This is a genomic window from Streptomyces sp. NPDC047017, from assembly GCF_040644175.1.
GTDB lineage: Bacteria > Actinomycetota > Actinomycetes > Streptomycetales > Streptomycetaceae > Streptomyces.
This window is the reverse complement of the sequence record NZ_JBEYVW010000010.1, coordinates 43,625-65,519: the sequence shown is the minus strand read 5'-3', so window position 1 is coordinate 65,519 and position 21,895 is coordinate 43,625. Positions and strand designations below refer to the sequence as shown.

General features: G+C 75.5%; 17 protein-coding genes. 1 reads left to right on the top strand and 16 read right to left on the bottom strand.

The annotated features are described in order from the left end of the window. Window positions 1-9 precede the first annotated feature (9 nt). The 12 genes from ABZ858_RS18445 to ABZ858_RS18390 form a co-directional block, all read right to left on the bottom strand. Entirely contained in the window at window positions 10-1,728 is a 1,719-nt protein-coding gene (locus ABZ858_RS18445; RefSeq protein ID WP_361379001.1) for an FHA domain-containing protein, read from the bottom strand. Window positions 1,729-1,821: 93 nt separating this feature from the next. Next, entirely contained in the window at window positions 1,822-3,168 is a 1,347-nt protein-coding gene (locus tag ABZ858_RS18440; RefSeq protein WP_361378998.1) for a VWA domain-containing protein, read from the bottom strand. A gap of 96 nt (window positions 3,169-3,264) precedes the next feature. After that, window positions 3,265-4,710, bottom strand: coding sequence for a protein phosphatase 2C domain-containing protein (locus ABZ858_RS18435; protein WP_361378995.1), 1,446 nt, complete (start codon window positions 4,708-4,710; stop codon window positions 3,265-3,267). Between the two features lie 3 nt (window positions 4,711-4,713). Then, complete coding sequence (locus ABZ858_RS18430) at window positions 4,714-7,224, bottom strand: tetratricopeptide repeat protein (protein WP_361378992.1); 2,511 nt, start codon at window positions 7,222-7,224, stop codon at window positions 4,714-4,716. After that, window positions 7,221-8,549, bottom strand: coding sequence for a hypothetical protein (locus ABZ858_RS18425; RefSeq protein ID WP_361378989.1), 1,329 nt, complete (start codon window positions 8,547-8,549; stop codon window positions 7,221-7,223). Before ABZ858_RS18425 ends, ABZ858_RS18430 begins: the two co-directional genes overlap by 4 nt. A gap of 91 nt (window positions 8,550-8,640) precedes the next feature. Next, the gene (locus ABZ858_RS18420; RefSeq protein ID WP_361379535.1) at window positions 8,641-9,660 is read right to left on the bottom strand and encodes a glutamate ABC transporter substrate-binding protein; all 1,020 of its coding nucleotides are present in this window, start codon (window positions 9,658-9,660) and stop codon (window positions 8,641-8,643) included. Between the two features lie 35 nt (window positions 9,661-9,695). Then, entirely contained in the window at window positions 9,696-11,153 is a 1,458-nt protein-coding gene (locus tag ABZ858_RS18415) for a hypothetical protein (protein WP_361378986.1), read from the bottom strand. 240 nt (window positions 11,154-11,393) lie between these two features. Continuing rightward, window positions 11,394-12,374 (bottom strand): BadF/BadG/BcrA/BcrD ATPase family protein, encoded by a 981-nt coding sequence (locus ABZ858_RS18410; protein WP_361378983.1) that lies wholly within the window; start codon window positions 12,372-12,374, stop codon window positions 11,394-11,396. Then, window positions 12,365-13,630 (bottom strand): 6-phospho-beta-glucosidase, encoded by a 1,266-nt coding sequence (locus tag ABZ858_RS18405; protein WP_361378980.1) that lies wholly within the window; start codon window positions 13,628-13,630, stop codon window positions 12,365-12,367. Before ABZ858_RS18405 ends, ABZ858_RS18410 begins: the two co-directional genes overlap by 10 nt. A 58-nt stretch (window positions 13,631-13,688) precedes the next feature. Then, window positions 13,689-14,900, bottom strand: coding sequence for an ROK family transcriptional regulator (locus ABZ858_RS18400; RefSeq protein ID WP_361378977.1), 1,212 nt, complete (start codon window positions 14,898-14,900; stop codon window positions 13,689-13,691). Between the two features lie 109 nt (window positions 14,901-15,009). Further along, a complete protein-coding gene (locus ABZ858_RS18395) occupies window positions 15,010-15,633 on the bottom strand; it encodes a Uma2 family endonuclease (RefSeq protein ID WP_361378974.1) in 624 nt (207 codons plus the stop codon). 150 nt (window positions 15,634-15,783) lie between these two features. Then, window positions 15,784-16,881: a mechanosensitive ion channel family protein gene (locus ABZ858_RS18390; RefSeq protein ID WP_361378971.1), complete on the bottom strand. Its 1,098-nt coding sequence runs from the start codon at window positions 16,879-16,881 to the stop codon at window positions 15,784-15,786. A 333-nt stretch (window positions 16,882-17,214) separates the two neighbouring features. Between ABZ858_RS18390 and ABZ858_RS18385 the strand changes: the two genes are divergently transcribed. Continuing rightward, window positions 17,215-17,751 (top strand): HNH endonuclease, encoded by a 537-nt coding sequence (locus ABZ858_RS18385; protein WP_361378968.1) that lies wholly within the window; start codon window positions 17,215-17,217, stop codon window positions 17,749-17,751. Between the two features lie 187 nt (window positions 17,752-17,938). Here the strand turns inward: ABZ858_RS18385 and ABZ858_RS18380 are convergent, their stop codons facing one another. The 4 genes from ABZ858_RS18380 to ABZ858_RS18365 form a co-directional block, all read right to left on the bottom strand. Then, window positions 17,939-18,226, bottom strand: a complete 288-nt coding sequence (locus ABZ858_RS18380; RefSeq protein WP_361378965.1) for a hypothetical protein — start codon at window positions 18,224-18,226, stop codon at window positions 17,939-17,941. An 84-nt stretch (window positions 18,227-18,310) separates the two neighbouring features. Then, a complete protein-coding gene (gene malQ, locus ABZ858_RS18375; RefSeq protein ID WP_361378962.1) occupies window positions 18,311-20,650 on the bottom strand; it encodes a 4-alpha-glucanotransferase in 2,340 nt (779 codons plus the stop codon). Further along, window positions 20,651-20,974 carry a hypothetical protein gene (locus ABZ858_RS18370; RefSeq protein WP_361379575.1) on the bottom strand — a complete coding sequence of 108 codons (324 nt, stop codon included), beginning with the start codon at window positions 20,972-20,974 and terminating at the stop codon, window positions 20,651-20,653. 199 nt (window positions 20,975-21,173) lie between these two features. Then, window positions 21,174-21,815 (bottom strand): TetR family transcriptional regulator, encoded by a 642-nt coding sequence (locus ABZ858_RS18365; protein WP_361378959.1) that lies wholly within the window; start codon window positions 21,813-21,815, stop codon window positions 21,174-21,176. Between the last annotated feature and the right edge of the window lie 80 nt (window positions 21,816-21,895).

The window sequence follows — 21,895 nt, the reverse complement described above, 5'->3', positions numbered from 1 at the left end:
ACGGCGCGGCTAGCCGCGCCGGATCGTGATCGTCGTCCACGCGCCGACGTGCACCCGGTCGCCGTCCCGCAGCGGCACCGGCACGAACGGCTGGATCGGCTCCTCGGAGCCGTTGACCGTGGTGCCGTTGGTCGAGTTCTGGTCGACGACCGCCCAGCCGCCGTCGGGCTGCTGGACCAGCATCGCGTGCTGGTGCGAGACGCCCGGGTCCTCCGGCGGCACCGACAGGTCGATGTCGGGGGTGTCGCCGGTGGAGTGCCTGCGGCGGCCGATGGTGATCTGGTGGCCGCCGAGCGTGCGCTGCTGCTCGGGCGAGTACGCGGGCAGGTTCAGGCCCGCGGCCTCGGGACCGGAGCGGTGCATCATCGCCATGAAGTACTCGCGGTCCGGACCGATCGTCGCCGTCCAGGTCGCCGGCTGCTGGGGCTGCTGGGGCTGCTGCGGGAACGGAGGCCCGGACGGGGCCTGCGTCGCGCCGGGCCGGGGGTAGCCGTAGCCGCCGCCCTGACCGCCCTGACCGGCACCCGGGCCACCGGGACCGCCGGGGCCCGCCGGAGCGCCGCCCGGACCCGCGGACGACGGCGGGGAGAGCACCCAGTCGTCGTCACCGCCGCCGAAGGACGGACCTCCGGCCTGCGGCCGGCCCGTCTCCTGCGGGAACGGCGGCGGGGCCGGCGGACCGGGCTGGTGGAAGGCCTGCGCGGGACCGCCCTGGGGGCCGGGGCCGCCCTGCGTACCGGGGCCTCCGGGCGCGCCGGGGCCGCCGTGCGGCGTGGGTCCGGGCGGCGGGGGCACGGGCCGGGAGAAGTCGGGGCCGAAGCCCGAGGGGCCGGGGCCACCCGGTCCGCCTTGTCCACCGGGGCCGCTCTGGCCGTGGGGGCCGCCGGGGCCTTGGGGTGTGCCCGGTCCGGTGGGGCGGGGGCCGCCGAAGCCGCCCTGGTCGCCGCCGAAGCCGGAGGGGCCGGGACCGCCCGGGCCACCGGGACCGCCCGGGCCACCGGACGCACCCGGACCGCCAGGACCGTTGGGACCACCAGGGCCACCCGGACCGCCGGGGCGTCCCTGCGGATCGGTGCCGAACGGGGGGCCCGGCGGGATCGGCTCGGCGGGCCGGTTGACCTGGGAGGGCCGGGAGCCCTGGTAGTCGAAGGAGTCACCGCCGCCGAAGGACGGCGCGGGCGCCTGCGGGAAACGCGGGCCCGTACCGGAACCGGGGCCGCCGGCCGGTGGGCGCGGTGCGGCCGGGGTGTACGAGGTGGCCGTGTTCGTCAGGAAGTTCCACCGGCACTCCTCGCAGAAGGGCGCGCCGCCCTCGCGGGGCGTGCGGCACTGCGGGCACAGCTGCGGCTCGGCGTTCGGCACGGCCGCCAGGTGCGGGCGCCCACCGGGCCCACCGGGCGCGCCAGGGCCCCCGGGAGCGCCGAAGCCCCCCGGACCCCCCGGACCGCCGGGACCGCCGGGCGCCCCGAAGCCGCCGGAACCGCCCGGACCGCCACCTTGGCCACCGGCACCCTGACCACCATGACCAGGAGCACCCGGGCCCCCCGGACCGCCGGGGCCACTCGGGCCGCCGGGACCGCCCGGTCCCGGGGCCGGCGGGAAGCCGTAGCCGCCGACGGGCGGCGGCGGGGGCGGGGGAGGCGGCGGTACGGCACCGGCCATGCGGTGACCGCAGACCTCGCACCAGTCCTCGGAACCCGACTGGTGTCCGTTCGGGCAGGTCGGCATGTCGGCGCTTCCCCCTCTCCTTTTCCGGCCGTCACGACCGGATTTCTCCCACCCCGAGGGGCCGGGCTCGCTGTCCTGGGCTGTTGTCCTGCGTCACTTCTTTACACGAACAGTCTTGGTGGAGCGCGTTTCGAGCGTCATCTCGTCCGCCTCCTCGACCTTCGCCTTCAGTCGCACAGTACCTGTCGCGGCGTCGACCACGTCCACCACCTTGGCGAGCAGTTTGGCCGTATCGGCGTTGCCCGAGGCGCTCGCGAGCTGGACCGCCCGCCCCAGCCGGGCCGTCGCTCCGTCCAGATCGCCCGCTTTGCGTAGATCCAGGCCCTGCTGGATGGCGCGGGCCAGTTCGGCCTGGCCGGTGTAGTGGGCGACCTGCGCGTTGATGGCGGTGGAGGCGGCCATGTCGTCGGTCCACACGGCCCGTACGAGCCCCTGCGCGCCGAGATGGTGCGCGCTGCCGTCCGGTTGCGGCACCACCAGCGAGACCCGCGCGGCCAGCATCTCCTGGCCCAGGTGCGCGGCGGGCACCTCGACGCACAGGTGGTAGTCGCGGGACTCGTCGCCCCACGAGCCGGTCGGGTAGTCCCCGGCGCGCGGGCCCGCCTCGGTGCGCCGGCCGGTCAGCTCGACCACGTTCGGGGCGACTTGCTTGACGTACCGGATGGTCGTGCCGACCGGCGTCCAGATCCGCAGGGCGACATCGGCGACCTCCTTGCCCATCGCCTTCTCCATCATCCCGGTGAAGTCGGCGGCCAGCCCTGCCGGATCGGCGACGATGTCGGCGGTGCCGAGCAGCGCCGAGGCGATCCCTGTGACTTCTTTCACTTCCCAGTCGGTGCCCACGCCCCGGGCGTCACAGGTGAAACGGCCCGCGCACTCCTCCAGCGTCCGCCGCAGGTCCTCCGGCGCCTCGTGCTCGTTGCGGCCGTCGGTGAGCAGGACGCCGTGCCGGATGGCCACCTCCTCGGCGGCGAGCAGCCGGTCGGCCAGCCGCAGCCAGGTGCCGATGGCGGTGCCGCCGCCCGCGCCGAGCCGGCGCAGTGCCGTGCGGGCCTCCTCGCGGGTGCCCGCGTCGGCGACGGCGAGCCGGCCGCCGCCCGGATAGACCTCCTTGGCCACATGCGTCCCGGCGACCACGGCGAAGCGCGTCCCGTCGCGCAGGGTGGCGATCGCGGCGGCCGTGGCCTCGCGGGCGTTGCGCATCTTGGCCGGCGGGTAGTCCATCGAACCCGAGCAGTCGACCATGATCACCACCGCGGCGGACGGCCCCCCGCCCGGCCCGTGCGCCCCCGGGGCGGTGACCGCGCCGCCGATCGTGCCGCCGCCGGTCGCCGTCACCGTGACGATGGCGTTGACCTCACGGCCGCCCTCGGGCAGGTACTCGTTCTGGTACACGTCCATCGAGAACCGCGGCACGCTGGACTTCGAGAAATTGGCCATGCCTTCCCAGACCCCCCTTCTGGTCTCCCCGTCGCTGCCTGCGCACGAGGTCCGCGCGGCCGGGCTCGCCCGTCGTCCCGCCCGGCTCGCGTGTTATCAGGCGGATCCTGCCCCCTGCGGCGGGGCCGGGAACGGCAGCAGGGCCACTGTTACGTTGTCGTGGCCCCCGCCGTCCAGCGCGTGCCCGACCAGCACCCGGGCGGCGTGCAGCGGCCGGGCCGCGGCGTCGGGGGGCAGCACCCCGGCCATCTCCTCCGCCGTCTCGGCGTAGTTCCACAGTCCGTCCGTGCACACCACGACCACTCCGGGCCGGTCCGGCTTGAACGACGCGGTGTGCGGCTCCAGTTCGTAGGCGTCGGCGCCGAGCCAGCCGGTGATGGCGTGGGCGCGCTCGTCGGCGTACGCCTGCGCCTCGGTCATCAGGCCCGCGGCCACCATCTGCGCGGCCCAGGAGTCGTCCTCGGTGAGCCGGGCCGCGGGCGTGGCGCGGTCGTCCGGCACCCAGTAGGCGCGGCTGTCGCCGACCCAGCCGACCACCAGCAGCCCGGCGGTGACCACCGCGCCGACCAGCGTGCACGCCGGCGCGTTCTGGTGCGGGGAGTGCTCGCGGGCCGTGGCGGGCTCCTCGGCCAGCGCGTCCACCGCCCGCGCGGCGGCCACGATCGCGTCGTGCATGGCCTGGCGCGGGTGGGTGCCCTGGGGCAGGGCGGCCAGCAGGGAGTCGGTCGCGGCCCGGGACGCGGCGAGCGACGCCTCGTCGGGGCGGGTCGCGGAGGACACGCCGTCGCAGACGATGGCCACCCGCGCGGGCGAGCCGTCGGGCAGCGGCGCGTCGCCCATCGCGAACGCGTCCTCGTTGCGGTGGTGGCGCAGGCCCCGGTCGCTGACCGCGGCCAGCGGGCCCGACTCCCGTTCCACATGGTCGCGTTCGCGGGGCTGGGCGTGCCCGCAGTTCTCGCAGTAGCCGTCGCCGTCCACGCGGCCCGCCCGGCAGGCCACGCACACCGCGGCCGCCCCGTCGCCCGCGGCGCCGTCCGCGGCCCGCTGCGGGCCCGGCGTCTGCATCGGACCAGGCGTCTGCATCGGACCAGGCGTCTGCATCGGACCAGGCGTCTGCATCGGGCCAGGCGTCTGCGACGGGTCCGGTGCCTGCGACGGGTCCGGTGCCTGCAACGGGTACTCCTCGGGCTGCGCCGGCCGGTCCAGCCGTACGCCCGCGCCCGGCGGCTCGTGCGTGGGCAGCGCCGAACCGCCCGAGTCCGTGCCCGGCACATCCGTGGCGCGCTGCGGGCGCGCGGGCCCGCCGGAGCCGTCCGGCGCGGAGGCGTGCGGCCACACGGCACCCTGGGCGCCGCCCTCGGGCGGCGCGGACGGGCGGGGCACCGCGCCGTCGTGCAGGGGGAGCGCCGGGGCGTCGGGCGACGAGGCGGCGGCCGCGGACAGGTCGTATCCGCAGGCGCCGCAGAAACGGTCACCCGATTCGAGCGGCTCCGCGCAGCTCGGGCAGTTCGACAGGGCGGCCTGCTGGGGCATCTGCGACATCAACTACACCCATGTCCGGGGGCGGTAACGGTTGGCACGTTCCACCAGGTCGATCCTCTCCTCGCCGCCGGGCGCCAGCCGGGCCAGCGTGCGGTACGAACGCTCCAGGCCGAAGCGGAGTCCCCGCTCGTCCAGGTCGCTGCCGAGCAGCACCCGCCCGGCGGCCGGGGCGCCGGCCCGTCCCCCGGAGAGTATCCAGTCCAGCGCGCACCCGAGTACTTCCGCCGACAACTGCTCGCGCCGCGCCGGGTCGAGGCCGTGCGCCCGCAACGCCTCCACCTGCCCGGCGGCGGCCGCCAGATCCTCCTCGAACGGCGTGTCGGCGGCGCTCGCCGTCCGGTGCCGCAGCCGCGCCCGCACCGCCGCCACCCGGGCCGCCGTGCAGTGCACGGAGGACTCCGGCACCGACTCCAGGGTACGGACGGCGCCGCGCCGGTCGCCCGCGGCGAGCCGGACCCGGGCCAGGCCGAACGCGGCGCTCACATGGCTCGGGTCGGTGGACCAGACCAGGCGGTAGTACTCGGCGGCGTTGTCGAGCTGGCCGAGGACCTCCGCGCACAGGCCCAGCGCCAGCTTCGGCGCGATCTCGCCGGGGAAGGCGTCGTAGAGCGCGTCGAAGGCGAGCGCCGCCTCCTCGTGGTCGGCGGTGACCAGGGACACCAGGCCCCGGTACCAGATGACCCGCCAGTCGTCGGCGTACTGCTCCTCCAGGGCGCGCAGCACCCCGAGCGCCGGGCCCGGCTCACCGGTCTCCAGATGGGCGCGGACCTGGCGCAGCCGGGTCTCGGCGGACGGCGCGGGCACGGCGGCCAGCGCGGCCGCCAGCTCGCCGGGCGCGGACGTCAGCAGGCCCGCCAGGAACCCGGCGTGCGGGTCGGCCGGGTCGACCTGCGGCACCGGCAGGGCGAGGGCGGCGGCCCCCGCGTCCACCGGCCCCACCAGGGCGGCCGGCCCCTCGGCCGGGGCCGGGAGCGCGGGCGCCGGGCCGGCGGCCGGGGACCTGCGGGCGCGGGCCGCGCGCGCCCCGAGGCGGGACACGTCCCCCTCAAGGGGCGGGAACAACTCGGTGTCGGTGACCCGCAGTTCCGGCCCGAACAGCGTCGACAGGGCCGGCCGGGCCCGGCCGCTCTGCAGCGAGACGACCTCCCGCAGCACCCCGGTCAGCTGCTCGGCCATCTCCTGCGCGGAGGCGAACCGGCGGGCCGGGTCCGGGTCGGTGGCGCGCACCAGCAGCCGGTAGAAGGACTCGTAGCGGCGGAACACCTCGATGGTGTCCGGGTCGGGCAGGCAGTCCACGTAGACGTTCGTGTAGCCCTGGAAGTCGAAGGTGAGCACCGCGAGCGTACGGCCCACCGTGTACAGGTCGCTGGCGACCGAGGGGCCGCTCTCGGCGACCTCGGGCGCCTGGTAGCCGACGGTGCCGTAGATCGCCGACTCGTCGTCGTCCATGCGGCGCACCGCGCCCATGTCGATCAGCTTCAGCTCGTCCTCGGTCTGGATCGCGTTGTCGACCTTGAAGTCGCAGTACAGCAGGTTGCGGCTGTGCAGGTGGCCGAGCGCCTCCAGCGCCTCGATGCCGTACGCGCACGCCTGCTCCACGGGCAGCGGGTCGCGCCTGCCGTCCGCGCCGCGCCGGGAGTTGGCGATCTCCTTGAGCGACTTGCCGCCGACGTACTCCATCACTATGTAGCCGTCGAGGGAGCCGGTGCGCTGGTCGAGGTGCTCGACGAAGTTGTAGATCCGCACGATGTTGGCGTGCTCGATCTCCGCGAGGAAGCGCCGCTCGGAGATCGCCGCCGCCATCGCGTCCTGGTCGCCGGTGTCCAGCAGGCCCTTGAGCACCACCCACCGGTCGGACACGGCCCGGTCCACGGCGAGGTACACCCAGCCCAGGCCACCGTGCGCCAGGCAGCCCACCACCTCGTACTGGCCGTGCACGACGTCCCCGGCCTTCAGCTTGGGCACGAACGAGTACGGGTGGCCGCACTTGGTGCAGAAGCCCTCCGTGCGCCCCGGCCGCTCGCCGCGGGCGCGGCCCACCGGCGCCCCGCAGTCCGCGCGCGAGCAGAACCGCTTGCGCTCGGGCACCTCCGGGTCGTCCTGCGTCATCGCCCGCGGGTCCGGCCGCGGCACCTGCGGCACCTGCACCAGGCCGGCCCCCAGCCGGCCGCGCCCGGTGGAGCCCGCCGCCGAACCCGAACTGCGCACCGACACCGATCGGCTGGTCGACCGGCCCGACAGCGAGCGGGACAGCCGCCCCGACACCGAGCGGCGCGACTTCGACGACTGCGACGACGTACGCGCGCTGCGGGCGTTGGAGCCCGAACTCGCGCTGCCCGCCGAGCCGCGCGCACTCCCGCCGCCGGTGACCCCGGTGGCCGCCGAGCCCACCAGGCCGGTCGCCGACACCACGGGCGCCAGGCCGCAGGTGTCGCAGTACAGCTCGCCGCCGCCGACGTCCTCGTAGGCGCCGCCGCAGCCCGGGCGCTGGCAGCTCTGCCCCGCCTGGCTCATGACTCCCCCTTACCGTCACCGTCGCGCGGGCCGCCCTGCCGCGGCACCCGCGCGCCGCCCAGCAGTTCGGCCGCCGCCTGCTGGTAGCGCAGCACCGCCTGCCCGGCCACCCGCAGGTCGCAGGGCGCGCTCCACAGCATCCGGCGCGCCGCGTCGTACCGCTCCACCAGCAGCGGGTCCTCCGCCAGGCCGTGCCGGGCCACCTTCGCCCGGTACGCGTCCAGCCGGCCGCGCAGCTCGGCGCGGACCGCCAGCGGCGCGGTGACCGCCGTCAACGACTCGCGGGCGCGCAGCAGTTCGTCCTCCGCCTTCTCCTCCAGGGACTCAAGGAGCGGGGAGAGCCGGTGCCACTGGGCCTGCCTGCGGTACTCGGCGGCCGTCGCCAGCTGCTCCTGGAGCACGGTCGGCGGGCCGCTGACCACCGGCACCTCGGTGGCGGCGATCTTCGCCAGCACCTCGCCGCGCGCGGTGCGCGCCTCGGCCAGCGTGCGGTCCGCGCGGGAGAGCAGGTCGCGCAGCTTGATCAGCCGCTGCTCGGCGTCCTGCCGCACCCCGAGCACGGCGTCGATCTCCCGGCGCACCTCCTCCAGGGCCCGCGCCTCCCGGTCGTAGACCGTGGTGTCCGGCCGGCCGCCGCCCGGCGCCGAACTGCCCTGCGCGGGCGTCCAGAAGGCCAGCGGGTCGCAGACCACCTGCTCGCGCAGGCGCGTCAGGGTGCGCGTGATGCCCTCCAGGTCGTCACCGGCCGGATGCTCACCGGGGCGCACGCCCACCGAGTGCGCGAGCCGGCGCGTGCGCTGCAACTCGGCGGCGAGCAGGTCGATGCGGGCGGGCAGCGCCGACCACACCGCGTCGGCGGCGACCACCAGATCCAGGCTGCTCGCGTACAGCTCGTTCATCCGGTCCACCAGCGCGGCCAGCGAGAAGCGGTCGCTGAGCCGGCCCGGACCGGCGACCGCCCCGGCCGCCCCGGCGGCCGCGGCGCCGGGCACCGTCACCGGCTCGCCGCGCAGCAGCTCCGTCAGCTCCGCCAGGTCCTCGCGGCTGGACCAGCGGCGCCGGGCGCGGATCTCCCGGGCGGTGCGCAGCGCGCCGGTGTACGCGTCGAAGTACGCCCACAGCAGCGTGATCGACGCCTCCGCCGCCGCCCAGCGCTCCCGGGTGAGACCGGTCAGCTCGGCGCCCTCCAGGAGCCTGCGGCCCGCGTGGTCCTGCAGGGCCAGCAGCGAGGTCTCGATCGCCTCGTGCTCCTGGCCCAGCCGCGCCAGCGCACGGTCCACCTCGTCCCGGTCCAGTACCGGCCCGGCGGGGTCCGTGCCGCCCATCGATCACCTCTCGCTGCTCTTCGTGTCCCGCCGCTCCGTCGCCGGCCGGCGGTGCCTCACCCTGCGTCCGGTGCCCCCTGGGGGCCGCCGGTCACCTGTAGCCGGGGGTCGGCGGGGTCGCCGACGGTGAGTCCTTACCCAGCGTGGGGGAGAGCCACTTGTCGTACGACGCCTTCCAGCCCCCGTCCTTGCGGTAGTCGTCCAGTATGCGGTTGACCTGGCGGACCAGGTCGTCGGCGCCCAGCTTCATCGCCACGCCGTAGTACTCCTTGGTGAAGGTGCCGCCCTTCAGCTGGACCGCCGGGTCCTGCGCGGCCTGGCTGGCGGCGAGCGCGCCGTCGGTCACCACCGCGTCCACCTCGCCCAGTTGCAGCCGCACCAGGCAGTCCAGCTGGTTGGGGACGGTGGTGGAGATGTCGGTGGAGGCCGGCAGGGTGCCGTCCTTCTTGTCGGCGCTCAGGTGGTCGTAGGCCGTGGAACCGGTCGCCGAGCAGACCTTCTTCCCGGCGAGCGAGCGGTCGTAGCCGGTGATCGCCGAGGTGCGCGGGGCGAGCACCTGCTGGCCGGTGAGGAAGTACGGCGCGGAGAACGCGACCTGGCCCAGCCGGTCGCAGGTGATGGTCATGGTGCGCACCACCATGTCGACCCGGCCGCTGCGGACCGCGGGGATCCGCTCGTTGGTGGGGATGGCCCGGAACTGGACCTTGTCCGGGTCGCCGAGGAGGTCCTTCGCGATGCGGTGGGCGACGTCGATGTCGAAGCCCTCCAGCGCGCCCGAGGCGTTGTTCGGGTTGAGGTAGCCCCAGCGGTAGCTGTTCTGGTCGACGCCGACCGACAGATAGCCGCGCGCCTTGATGGCGGCGACGGTGGGGCCGCCGGCGGCCGACGGGGCCAGGCTCTGGTTCTGGACCTCGCTGTCCTCGCAGGCGCCCGCCCTGGCCTGCACGCCCTGCGCGGTGCGTACGCCGCCCGTGGCCTGGGCGGGACCGCCGTGCGCCCGGGTGTGCGGCAGCAGCACCAGGACGAACGCCAGCGCCAGGGCGCAGACGACCGCCATCGCTCCCACGCCGCCCCAGCCCCGCAGGCCGGCCCGCAGCCGCCGCACTCGCATCCTCACGCCCCCTCTCACCCCTGTCACGTTCCCTCTCACCGGTACTCCGACAACCTGCGGCCGATGCCCAGCAGGGCGCCGGCCGCGCCGAGCAGGGCGAGCACCGCGGACCCGGCCGGCAGCCCGGTCAGCGCGCCGCGCCCCTCGCGCGCGGCCCGCCGGAACTCGTCCGTCTCGTGCGTGAGCGCGGAGGCGAGCGAGGCGTCGACGCTGTCGAAGCAGGCGCCGGTGGACCGCGCCTGGTCCGTGCCGGTGCCGATGACCTGGTCGCGGGCCTTCTGGTAGTCGCCGGAGTCGTTGGCCTGCCGGGCCAGCGCGTGCCGGGACGTCCACTCCTTCAGGGCCGCGCCCGCCACCCGCACCGGCGCCTTCCCGGCGTCGTCGTCGGCCAGCGAGCCGGCCTGGCCGAGGGTCTTGCCGAGGTCGTCGATCTCCTGGTCGTACGCCCAGTCGTAGGCGTCCATGACCGTGCCGTCCTGGAGGGTCTTGGTCTCCGCGCCGCGGCTGACCAGGGTCAGGTTCTCGTCGCTGCGGGCCTTGAGGGAGGCGATCCGGGCGTCGTGCAGCACGTTCAGCGAGCGCACCCCGTGGTCGTAGGAGCCGTCCAGGCCGGACCGGGCGAGGCTGTGGCCGACGACCAGCCACAGCACCACGGCCGCCGTCGCGGCGGTGGCGGCCACCAGGCCGTGGTTCAGCACCCGGTGGGTGCGGCGGTAGGTGCGGTGCTGGGCCCAGGCCAGGGCGGCCAGGGCGAGGACGCCGAGCGCGATCGCCGCCCACGGGTAGGGGGTGGCGTGCCCGTAGTCCGCGCGCAGCCGCTGGTTCTCCTTCTGGTACAGGTCCTCGGCGGCCGGGAGCATCTGCTCCTGCATCGTGGTGTTGGCGGTGCGCAGATAGGCGCCGCCGACCGGGAAGCCCTGGCGGTTGTTGGCGCGCGCGGACTCCACCAGGCCCTTGTAGCGCGGCAGCAGCTCGTTCAGCCTGGTGATGGTGGCCGCGGAGGACGAGGTGGGGGAGGAGTTGGCGGCGGCCTCGACGAGGCCGGCGGCGGCCGTGCGCACGTCCGCCTCGTAGCGCTCGCGGGTGGCGTCCGACTCCTGGAGTCCCGCCAGGTAGCCGCTGGTCGCCATGGTGTTGGCGTCGGCGAGGGAGCGGTAGATGTCGGCGGCGTCGGAGCTGAGGGGCTGGCTGCTGTGCAGGACGTCGTCGGCGGCCGCGGCCCGGTCGGAGGTCTGCCAGGCGGCCACGGCGCCGAACGCCAGGACGAGCAGGGCCAGTACGGCGCCGATCACGCGGAGCCGGCCGGGCTCCGTGGTGGCCGCGGCGCGCAGCCGGTCCGCGCCCTCGGCGAACGCGGTGCGGCGCGGGGCCGCGGGCCCGGCGGGAGCGGTCGCGGGCGGGTGGCCGGGCGGGCCGGACTGCGGCGGCACCGCCGGCCGCGCGGGCGTGCCGGGGTGCGGCGGCGCCTCGCTGCTGTTCGGCGAGTGTGTCACTGCCGACCTCCCCCGTGGTCATCCGTCGCCGCAAGTATCCCTGCCGGGACCGGCCCGCGCACCGGCCTTCACCGGATCTTGGTCCGATCACGGTCGATCACAGGTCCGGACATGGTCGATCACGATGGGGGCGCCGCCGGCGCACACGAGGACGACCCGCACCACCCCTTACCCATGTACACGCGAGGCAGACCGGTTCGGTTTCGTCGCGGGGCCGATTGCCCGGCCGGCCGGGCCGGTTCAGCGCCCGGCGGACGCGAAGTGGGCCCGCACCCGCTCCCGCGCCGCAGCCGGGGCCCCGGCGCGGTCCAGGCCGAGCAGGGCCGCGCCCAGCACCGGGCGCGCCGTCACCACCCGCGGGACCGCCTTCGGGGCCCGGGCGGCCAGGCGGTCGCGCAGCGCGCCGTCCAACTGCGGGTGCCGGGCGGCCAGCACGCTGCCGCCCAGGACCACGGGGGTCTCCTCGCCGAGCAGGTCCAGGCGGGCCAGGGCGACCGCCGCCATGGCCACCACCTCCTCCGCCAGGCGGTCCACCAGCGCACGGGCGATCGTGTCGCCCGCGGTCGCCGTCGCGAACAGCACCGGCGTCAGCTCGTGCCGCCGGTCCGAGCCGACGTGCCCCAGGTGCAGCGCCTCGATCAGCGCGTACATGGAGTCCAGGCCGAAGTGGCCGGGCAGCGTGCGGGCCAGCGCGGTGGGCTCGCCGCGGCCGTCCTCCGCGCGGGCGGCGTACCACAGCGCCTCCTCCGCCAGGCCCCAGCCGCCGCCCCAGTCACCGGAGATCCGGCCGATCGCCGGGAAGCGGGCGGTGCGGCCGTCCGGCCGCATCCCCACGCAGTTGATGCCGGCACCGCAGACCACCGCCACGCCCCGGGGCTCGGCCACGCCCGCGCGCAGGACCGCGAACGTGTCGTTGCGGACCTCCACCGCCGTGCCCCACGCGCGCGCGTGCAGGGCCGCCGCCAACCGCTCCTCCTCCACCGGGAGATCGGCGTTGGCCAGGCAGGCGGCGACATGGTCCGCCGAGGTCGTCCCGGCCGCCGCGAAGGCCCGCCCGACGGCGTCCGCCAGGGCGTCCACGGCCCTCTCCACGCCCACGGCCGGCGGCCGGAACCCGCCGCCGCGGGCCGTGGCGAGGACGGTGCCGTCCGCCGCCACGACCGCGACATCGGTCTTGCTGTTGCCCGCGTCGATGGCGAGGACGCTCGCGGTCAGGCCCACGCGAGGTGCTCCCGGTTGTGTGCGACCAGCCGGTCGGTGAGGGTCTCGGCGTACGCGTACTGGCCGATCAGGGGGTGTGCGAGCAGGGCACGGAAGACCCGGTCGCGGCCACCGCGCAGGGCCGCGTCCAGGGCCAGCTCCTCGTACGCCGTCACCTGCGCCACCAGGCCCGCGTACAGCGGGTCCAGGGGGGCGACGGGCAGCGGGGCCGGGCCCTCGGCGCCCACCGCCGCCTGCACCTCGATCACCGCGTCGTCCGGCAGGAAGGGCAGCGTGCCCCGGTTGCGGGTGTTCACCACCTGATACGGGCTGCCCCCGCCGCCGAGCAGGGCGGCGGCGAGGTCCACGGCCGCCTCCGAGTAGTAGGCGCCGCCGCGCCGGGCGAGCAGGGCCGGCTTCTCGTCCAGCGCCGGGTCCCCGTACAGCTCCAGCAGCTCGCGTTCCATGGCGGCCACCTCGGCGGCGCGGGACGGCTTGGTGCGCAGTTCCTCCACCACCGCGTCGTGCGCGTAGAAGTAGCGCAGGTAGTACGAGGGCACCACGCCGAGGCGGTCCAGGAGCGGGCGGGGCAGGCGCAGGTCGGCGGCGACGGCGTCGCCGTGCTCGGCCAGCAGCCGGGGCAGTACGTCCGCGCCCTGCGGGCCGCCGAGCCGCACCCCCGTCTCCCAGGTGAGGTGGTTGAGGCCCACATGGTCCAGATGCACCTCGTGGGGGGCCACGCCCAGCAGCCCCGCGAACTTCCGCTGCAGGCCGATCGCCACGTTGCACAGCCCGACCGCCCGGTGCCCGGCCTGGAGCAGGGCGCGGGTGACGATGCCGACCGGGTTGGTGAAGTCGATGATCCAGGCCCCGGGGCTGGCCCGGCGGACCCGTTCGGCGATGTCCAGGACCACCGGGACCGTGCGCAGCGCCTTGGCGAGGCCGCCGGCGCCGGTCGTCTCCTGCCCGACGCACCCGCACTCCAGCGGCCAGGTCTCGTCCTGCTGCCGGGCGGCCTGCCCGCCGACGCGGAGCTGGAGCAGGACGGCGTCCGCGTCCGCCACGCCCGCGTCCAGGTCGCAGGTGGTGACGATCCGGCCGGGGTGGCCCTGCCTGGCGAAGATCCGCCGGGCCAGGCCGCCGACCAGGTCGAGCCGGTCGGCCGCCGGGTCGACCAGGACCAGTTCCTCGACCGGGAGGGTGTCCCTGAGCCGGGCGAAGCCGTCGATGAGTTCGGGGGTGTAGGTCGAGCCGCCCCCGACCACGGTGAGTTTCATATCGGTCAGCCCTTCTTGGGGAACGTCGTGGCGAAGGAGGAGGGGAAGTGCCGTCGGCTCAGCGGGACGTGTCGAAGACCTCGTCGCGGGTGGCGGCGAGGGCGCTCTCCAGCGCGCCGCGCAGCACCGGGTGCTCGCGGACGTCACCGACCACCAACCGCGGCCGGGAGGCGGCCAGTTCCGCCAGCTCCGCCTGGACCAGGCCGCGCAGCACCTCGCCGCCCGCGGTCAGCGCGGAGCCGCTGAGGACCACGAGTTCGGGGTCGAGGACGGAGACCAGGGAGGCCAGACCGGTGGCGAGCCGGGTCGCGTACGCCGTCAGCAGCGCGCGGTAGGGGCCCTGGGCGTGGTCGGCGGCGCGGGCCACGAGCGCGGCGGCGACCTCGGCGTACGGCCCGCCGGGCACGTCCTCGATGCCCAGCTCGCGGGCCAGTTCGGGCACCGCCTGGGAGCCGGCCAGCTCCTGGTAGCCGCCGCTGTCGGCCTTGGTCACCTGGCGCACCAGGGGCGCCCCGGGCACCGGCAGGAAGCCGACCTCCCCGGCGCCGCCGGTCCAGCCGCGGTGCAGCCGGCCGCCCAGCACCAGGGCGGCGCCCAGGCCCTCCTGGTTCCACAGCAGCACGAAGTCCCGGTGGCCGCGGGCCGCGCCGAGGCGCTGCTCGGCGACGGCCACGAGGTTGACGTCGTTCTCGTACTCCACCGGCATCGGCAGCGCGGCGGCCAGTTCGCCGAGGACCGCAGGGGAGTGCCAGCCGGGCAGGTGGGAGGCGTAACGCAGCCGCCCGGTGCCGGGGTCGAAGGCGCCCGGGGTGGCGATGACCAGCCGGCGCACGTCGTCCCGGGCGAGCCCGGCCGCCTGCACCGCGCCGTCCAGCGCCTCGGTGACCTGCCGCACGACGGGCTGGGCCGGGTGCCTGCCCGGCGTCGGCAGCTCGTACCGGCCGACCGTCCGGCCGGTGAGGTCGGCGACGGCGGCGTGGATGCGGTGCGGGGTGACGTCGAGTCCCGCCACGTGCGCCGCGGCCGGGTTCACGGCGTAGAGCTGCGCGTTCGGGCCGGGCCGTCCCTCGCTGGTCCCCGTGGCCAGCACCAGCCCGGCGGCTTCGAGCCGGGCCAGCAACTGCGAGGCGGTCGGCTTGGACAGCCCCGTCAGCCTGCCGATCCGGGTACGCGACAGCGGCCCGTGCTCCAGCAGCAGATCGAGGGCGGCCCGGTCGTTCATGGCGCGCAGAACGCGCGGGGTCCCCGGAGTCCCGGCGGTCCCGGCCATGCGTGTCGCCTCCCCGCGGAGATCACTGTTAGGAAAGTTTCCTGTCCGAGTGGCAGGAACTTAAGCCCGGGGTGAAGGGGGCGTCAAGAGCGCCGGGACTGTCAGTCCGTCAGTCCTTGAGGAAGGGGGTCGTGTCCAGGGCGGGGTACGGGGCGGGGAGGGGGAGGGGGTCGCCGAGGTCGGCCTTGGTGTCGGTGGCGTAGTAGGCCTCGGTCGGCTTGTCACCCGGGAGGACCGGCTCCGAGTAGCAGTGGGCCGTCAAGGCGTGTCGATCGATCAGCACATAGAGGGGGATGCCCACGGCGGCGTACGTCCGGTACTTGGGGCCTGTGTCGGTCTCGTGGTTGGTGGAGGTGACCTCACCGACCAGGGCGATCATGTCGATGGGGTACCAGCCCTTGTTGGCCCTCCTGTACGTCTCGTCCAGTTCAGTCGGCCCGCGGTGCAGGACGTAGAAGTCAGGAATGACGAGGGCCATGGTCCGGCCGTCCTGATGAGCGGCTCGGTAGCCGTTGCACATACCGGCCAGCTCGAAGCCCGCGGCGTTGAACTGGACGGCGAGCTTGAAGGCGCCGGCGTTGTGCTGGTGTTCGGGTTGAGGCGGCAAGATGCCCGTCTCCTCGATGTACTCCACCCGAATCGGCATCGGTGCCGCTGCCTCTTCGAACGCGATCAACAGGTCGATGGGGTCCACCTGCGTCATCACCGGCTCCATGATCGGTTCGGCGCTCATCGCTCGTTCTCCTTGTCGCACTGATGCCAGGCTAAGCCCGCGCCGGGTGCCCCGGCAGAACGATCGGCGACGCCGGTGGCGTGCCGCGCCGGAACGCCACCGCTGTCACTCGAACGAGTGTGCTGAACCGTTTTCTCCCTGCCGGTGCCCCTACTTCCCGGCAGGCCCCTGCTGCGGCGGTATCGCGGTCGCCGCGTCGGTCTGCGGGGAGGCGGGGTTGGCGAAGACCGAGGGGGCGGCGACCGTGGCCATCGGGTCGGGGGCCTCCTCGTCCGCCGGGGCCGTCGCGCCGCCCACGATGCGGATGTCGGCCGCGTCGAAGGCCCGCTTGACGCGCCAGCGCAGCTCCCGCTCGACCGCCGTCGACTTGCCCGGCATCGTCTTGGCGGAGAGCCGGACCACCATGGAGTCGATCAGCACGCTGTCCAGGCCCAGCACGTCGATGGGGCTCCACAGCAGCTCGTTCCAGGGCTCTTCCTTGCTCATCTTCTCGGCCACCTCGGTCAGCGTGGCCTTGAGCTTGTCCAGGTCCTCGCTCGCCCTGACCGTCACGTCCACCCCGGCCGTCGCCCAGCCCTGGGAGAGGTTGCCGATCCGCTTGACCTCGCCGTTGCGGACGTACCAGATCTCACCGCTGTCGCCGCGCAGCTTGGTCACCCGCAGCCCGACCTCGATGACCTCGCCGGAGGCCACCCCCGCGTCGATCGTGTCCCCGACGCCGTACTGGTCCTCCAGGATCATGAACACCCCGGAGAGGAAGTCCGTGACCAGATTGCGGGCGCCGAAACCGACCGCCACGCCCGCCACTCCGGCGGAGGCCAGCAGCGGGGCGAGGTTGATCTGGAAGGTGGCCAGCACCATCAGCGCGGCCGTACCCATGATCAGGAAGCTCGCCACCGAGCGCAGCACCGAGCCGATCGCCGACGAACGCTGCCGCCGCCGCTCCGCGTTGACCAGCAGCCCGCCCAGCGCCGTGCCGCCCCCCTGCTGCGCGGTGCGGTTCATCCGGTCGATGAGCTTGGTGATCGCCCGCCGCACCGCGACCCGCAGCACCAGCGCGATGAACACGACCAGCACCACGCGCAGGCCGATCGCCAGCCAGGTGGACCAGTTCTGCTCCACCCAGCTCGCGGCCTGGTTCGCGCTCTCCTGGGCGTCCTGGAGCGAGGGCACCGACACGGTCGGCGACTCCGAGGGGACCGGCGACGGCGACGGGCCGGCGGCCGTCAGGGCGGCGAGCAGGGACACGACAGGAACCTCCAGGTGCGTCCGTCCTCCGGCCGAGCGGCGATGTCGTCCAGGTCACGAAGAGGTCACCGGAGGGGCGGACCCACCACACTAACGGGGCACGGTGTGCGGACCGGCGTGAAGTCCCGGGGAGGTACGGCGCCCGAACCGTGCCCACCCGCCTCTGATCAGGCCGTGTGGAGCGGCCGCCGCCGCGGGGACGTATCCGGTGTGGTCGAAAACACTCCCGGCCCGTTACCGGGACATGGTGGCGCGTCCACCAGGCATGAGGGGAGACTGACTGCAGATCGTCCCGGCGCGAGCCACGCGCCGCCGGCGTACAAGGAGGCCCCCGTGCCGCATGTCCTGGTCCTCAACGCGTCGTACGAGCCCCTCGGCGTCGTACCGCTCCGCCGCGCGCTCGTCCTCGTGCTGGAGAACAAGGCGGTCTGCCTGGAGGAGTCCGGCGCCCATCTGCACAGCGCCACCGTCACCGTCCCCGCACCCAGCGTGGTCCGGCTCAAGCGTTTCGTCCGGGTCCCCTACCGGGGGCCCGTGCCCCTGACCAGGCGGGCGCTCTTCGCCCGCGACGGCGGCCGGTGCATGTACTGCGGTGGCGTCGCCACCAGCGTCGACCACGTCGTCCCGCGCTCCCGCGGCGGCCAGCACGCCTGGGACAACGTGGTGGCCTCCTGCCGCCGCTGCAACCACGTCAAGGCCGACCGCCACCTCGTCGAGCTGGGCTGGCGGCTGCGCCACAAGCCCGCGCCGCCCACCGGCCTGGCCTGGCGCATCATCGGCACCGGCCACCGGGACCCGCGCTGGCTGCCCTACCTCCAGCCCTACGGCGCGGACGACGCCCTGGCCCGGATCGACGGCATCTCGGCCTGACGGGGCTGACACAACCGGGGGGACCGACAGGTCTGGCGGGGTTCCCGGCCCCGTACGGCACGGAGGGCGCCCACCGCGCGGCACGGACGTACACGTACGGCTGTACGTGTGTCCATGCGGCGCGGTGGGCGCCCTCGGCGTGCGCGCGGCGGGGCGGGGCGGCCGCGGCGGCCCGGCCCGGCTTCGCTCAGACCTTGGTCTCGGCCTCGGCCTTGGCCCTGGTCTCCACGGCGCGGCCCGTGACCCGCTGCTGCTTGGGGGACCGGTCCAGCACCATCACCAGGCCGGCGATGACCAGGAACAGCAGGAGCGGGATACCGACGAAGTAGCCCAGCGTCTGGGCGACGCCCAGGCCCGGGCCGGGGTCGTCGCCGTCGTCGCGGGTCAGCGCGAGCGCGGGAGACGACATCAGCAGCATCATCAGCGTCGTACCGGCGGCCAGGGCGCCGGCGCGCAGGGCGTTCTTGTTGTCCACGCTGCAAAAGTAGCGAACGCCGGAACGAGGCGCGCGTCCGGGGTGCTGTATGAGGACACCGCGCCCGCCCGCGCGCCCCGGCGCTCAGCCCTCCGCCCCGGCCGACGCGTCCGCCGCCCCGCCGGGCGCCGTCCCCGCCCGCAGTACGTCCGTCAGCGCGCGCAGCCGGGGCGAGGCCGCCAGTTCCTCCAGGCTCAGCGGGCGGCCGGCGGCGTCGGCGACCGGGAGCCGCCAGTTCGGGTACTGGTCCCAGGTGCCCGGGAGGTTCTGCGGGCGGCGGTCGCCCACCGTGTCGGGCAGCCAGAGGCCGACCATGCGGGCGGGGGTGCGCAGCAGGAAGCGGTGCACGGCCTGGACACCGGCCTCGATGGCGGCTTCGGCACCGGTTTCCTGGCCGGTTTCCGAGCCGCCTGTCGAGCCGGTTTCCGGACCGTCTTCCGGACCGCTTTCCGGACCGCCTTCCGGGCCGGTCCCCGCGTGGGCCGCCTCCCGCAGCAGGCCCCGTTCCCGCAGCACGGCCAGCCACTCGGCCGCGTCCCGCGCGGCGTCGGCGCGCTCCTCCTCCAGGGGGCGGGTGAGCAGGCCGAGGCGGTGGCGCAGCTCGACGTGCTCGCCGGTGAGCCGGGCCGCGGTGGACGGCAGGTCGTGGGTGGTGGCGGTGGCCAGGCAGTCGGCGCGCCAGCGCTCGGGCGGCAGCGGGCGGCCGTCGCCTGCCCAGTCCCGCTCGAACCACAGCACCGAGGTGCCGAGCACCCCGCGCCGGTCCAGCGCCTCGCGCACCCCGGGCTCGACGGTGCCGAGATCCTCGCCGATCACCACCGACCCCGCCCGGGACGCCTCCAGGACCAGGACCGCGAGCATGGCCTCGGCGTCGTAGCGCACGTACGTGCCCTCCGTGGGCGGCCGGCCCTGCGGCACCCACCAGAGCCGGAACAGGCCCATGACGTGGTCGATGCGCAGCGCGCCGGCGTACCCGAACAGCGCGCGCAGCAGCCGGCGGAAGGGCGCGTACCCGGAGGCGGCCAGCCGGTCCGGGCGCCACGGGGGCAGCCCCCAGTCCTGGCCGCGCGCGTTGAACGCGTCCGGCGGCGCGCCGACCGACATCCCGGCCGCGAAGTGGTCCTGCTGGGCCCAGGCGTCGGCGCCGCCGGGATGCACGCCGACCGCGAGATCGTGCACCACCCCGATGGGCATGCCCGCCTCGCGCGCGGTCCGCTGGGCGGCGGTGAGCTGCTCGTCGGTGAGCCAGGCCAGCCGGCGGTGGAACGCGACCCGGTCGGCCAGCTCGGCGCGGGCCCGGGCGGTGCCGGGCGAGCGCGGGTCGCGCAGCTGTGCGGGCCACCGGCTCCAGTCGGCGCCGTGCACCTCGGCCAGCGCGTACCACGTGGCGTGGTCCTCCAGGGCCCGGCCCTCGCGGGCGAGGAAGGCCGCGTGGGCGGCGCGCCGGCCGGGGCCGAGCGGGACCCGGCACACCGCTTCCAGCGCCCGCCGCTTCAGTTCCCACACCGCGTCCCGGTCGATCAGCGCGGCCGCGCCGAGCACGTCGGCGCGCAGCCGTCCGGCGCGCTCCAGCAGGTCCGCGACGAGCGCGCGGTCCGTGCCGTCCGTGCCGTCCGTGCCGTCCGTGCCGTCCGTGCCGTCCGCGCCATCGGCGATGTACGGGTACTCGGGGATGTCCTCCACCCGCAGATGGACGGGGTCGGGGAAGCGGCGCGAGGAGGGCCGGTAGGGAGAGGGGTCGGTGGGCGCGCCGGGCACCGCCGCGTGCAACGGGTTGACCTGCACGAACCCGGCGCCGAGCGCACGCCCGGCCCAGCCGGTCAGCTCGGCGAGGTCCCCGAGGTCGCCCATGCCCCAGGAACGCCGGGACAGGAGCGAGTAGAGCTGCACGAGCAGCCCGTAGGAGCGGCCGGGCGGCGTGGGCAGCCGGGACGGGGCGACGATCAGATGGGCCCGGGCGGTACGCCCGTCGGGGGCGGCGGCGGTCAGCCGGTGGACGCCCGGGGGGAGGCGGTCCACGGTGTCGGGGGTGACGTCCCGCAGGCTCTCCGCCTGCCGCCCGTCTCCCTCCTGTTCCCCTTCTTCCCCTTGCGCTTGCTGTTCCGGCTGTTCCGGCTCCACGTGCAGCCGGGTGCCGGGCGGCAGCAGGGCGAGCGGGGCGGGGGTGCCTTCGCCGTACCAGCAGACGACCGTGGGCGGGAGCAGAAGGTCCCGCAGTGCGCGTTCGCGGGCGGTGAGCGCGGCGCGGGTGGCGCCGGGGGTGCTCGCGTCCACGTCGAGGGCGGCCAGGGCGGCGACCACCGCGACGGCGGAGGCGGCCACGATACGGCCCGGCGAGGGGCTGTAGGAGGTGGCGACGCCGTGCAGCCCGGCGAGCCGGGCCAGTTCCTCATCGGGCGGTTCGGCCTGCCGTGGCGCCGCCATCTACGACTCCGCGCAGCAGGGGTCGGGGTCGGCGAAGTCGGCGGCGGACTCACTGGTCAGGGGCGCCGCCTCGGCCAGCGGCGGCTCGCTGGTCAGCGGCTCCGCGTCGGGCAGCGGGGGCTCGCTGGTGAGCGGGGCCTCGGTGTGCGTGCCCTCGGCCGTGAAGAAGTCCAGGTGCGGGTCGTCGAGGAGGGAGGCGTCCGGGCGGGAGTCGTAGGGGCGGGGGATGGCGGACGGCCCGGAATCGGCGGCCGTTTCCGCCAAGGGTTTGGGCAGGGCGGTGTCGGCCAGGGCCGAGAGGAGCAGATGTGCCGGTGCGGCCACGGGGGCCTCCTTGTGAGTACGGCATCCAGTGGATTACCGCAGCCCTACCCAGTGCGCGCGTTCGCAGACGCACCAGAACGAAGTACGTGACCCTGATCACATCCCACGCCCTTCCGGCCGGGCAAACCCGACACACCGGCCGCCGCCCCGCCGCCCCGCCGCCCCGCCGCCCCGCCGCCCCGTCGTCCGCCGGTCCCGGTCAGGGGCTGGGCGCGGTCAGGTACCGCTGCACGGTGGGCACCAGCCAGGCCAGGACCTCCTCGTGGTGCAGGGCGACGGCGGCCGGCAGCCGCAGTACGTACCGGGTGAGGGCGAGCCCCAGCAGTTGCGAGGCGCACAGCACGGCCCGGGCCGGGACCTGCTCGGGGTCGGGGCACACCAGCCGGGCGACCGGCAGCAACTGGTCCCGGAACACCGAGTGCAGCCGCTCCGCCCCGGCGTCGTTGGTCAGACCGACCCGCAGGATGGCCGTCAGCTCCTCGTTGTCCTCCCACAGCCGCAGGAAGTGCGTGACCAGCGCTCGGCCGGTCTCCTCGCGGGGGAGCGCGGTCAGGTCGGGCAGGCGCAGGTCCAGGGTGACGGCCGCCGCGAACAGGCCCTCCTTGGTGCCGTAGTACCGCATCACCATCGACGGGTCGATCCGCGCGTCCTTGGCGATCGCGCGGATGGTGGCCCGCTCGTACCCGTCGGCCGCGAAACGCTCCCGCGCGGCGGCGAGGATCGCGGCCCGGGTCGCGTCCGAGCGGCGGCCGGAGGGCGCGGGCGGGGGAGGGGACGCCGGCGGGGGAGCGGCCGGAGTCGGGGTCGGCTGTGGTGGCGGGGGCGGCGGGGCGGACGACATGCCAACAAGCGTAGGCCAACAAGTGTTGACGGTCCAGGGCCGCAGGTCTACGTTGGTCAACGGACGTTGGCCCACAGATG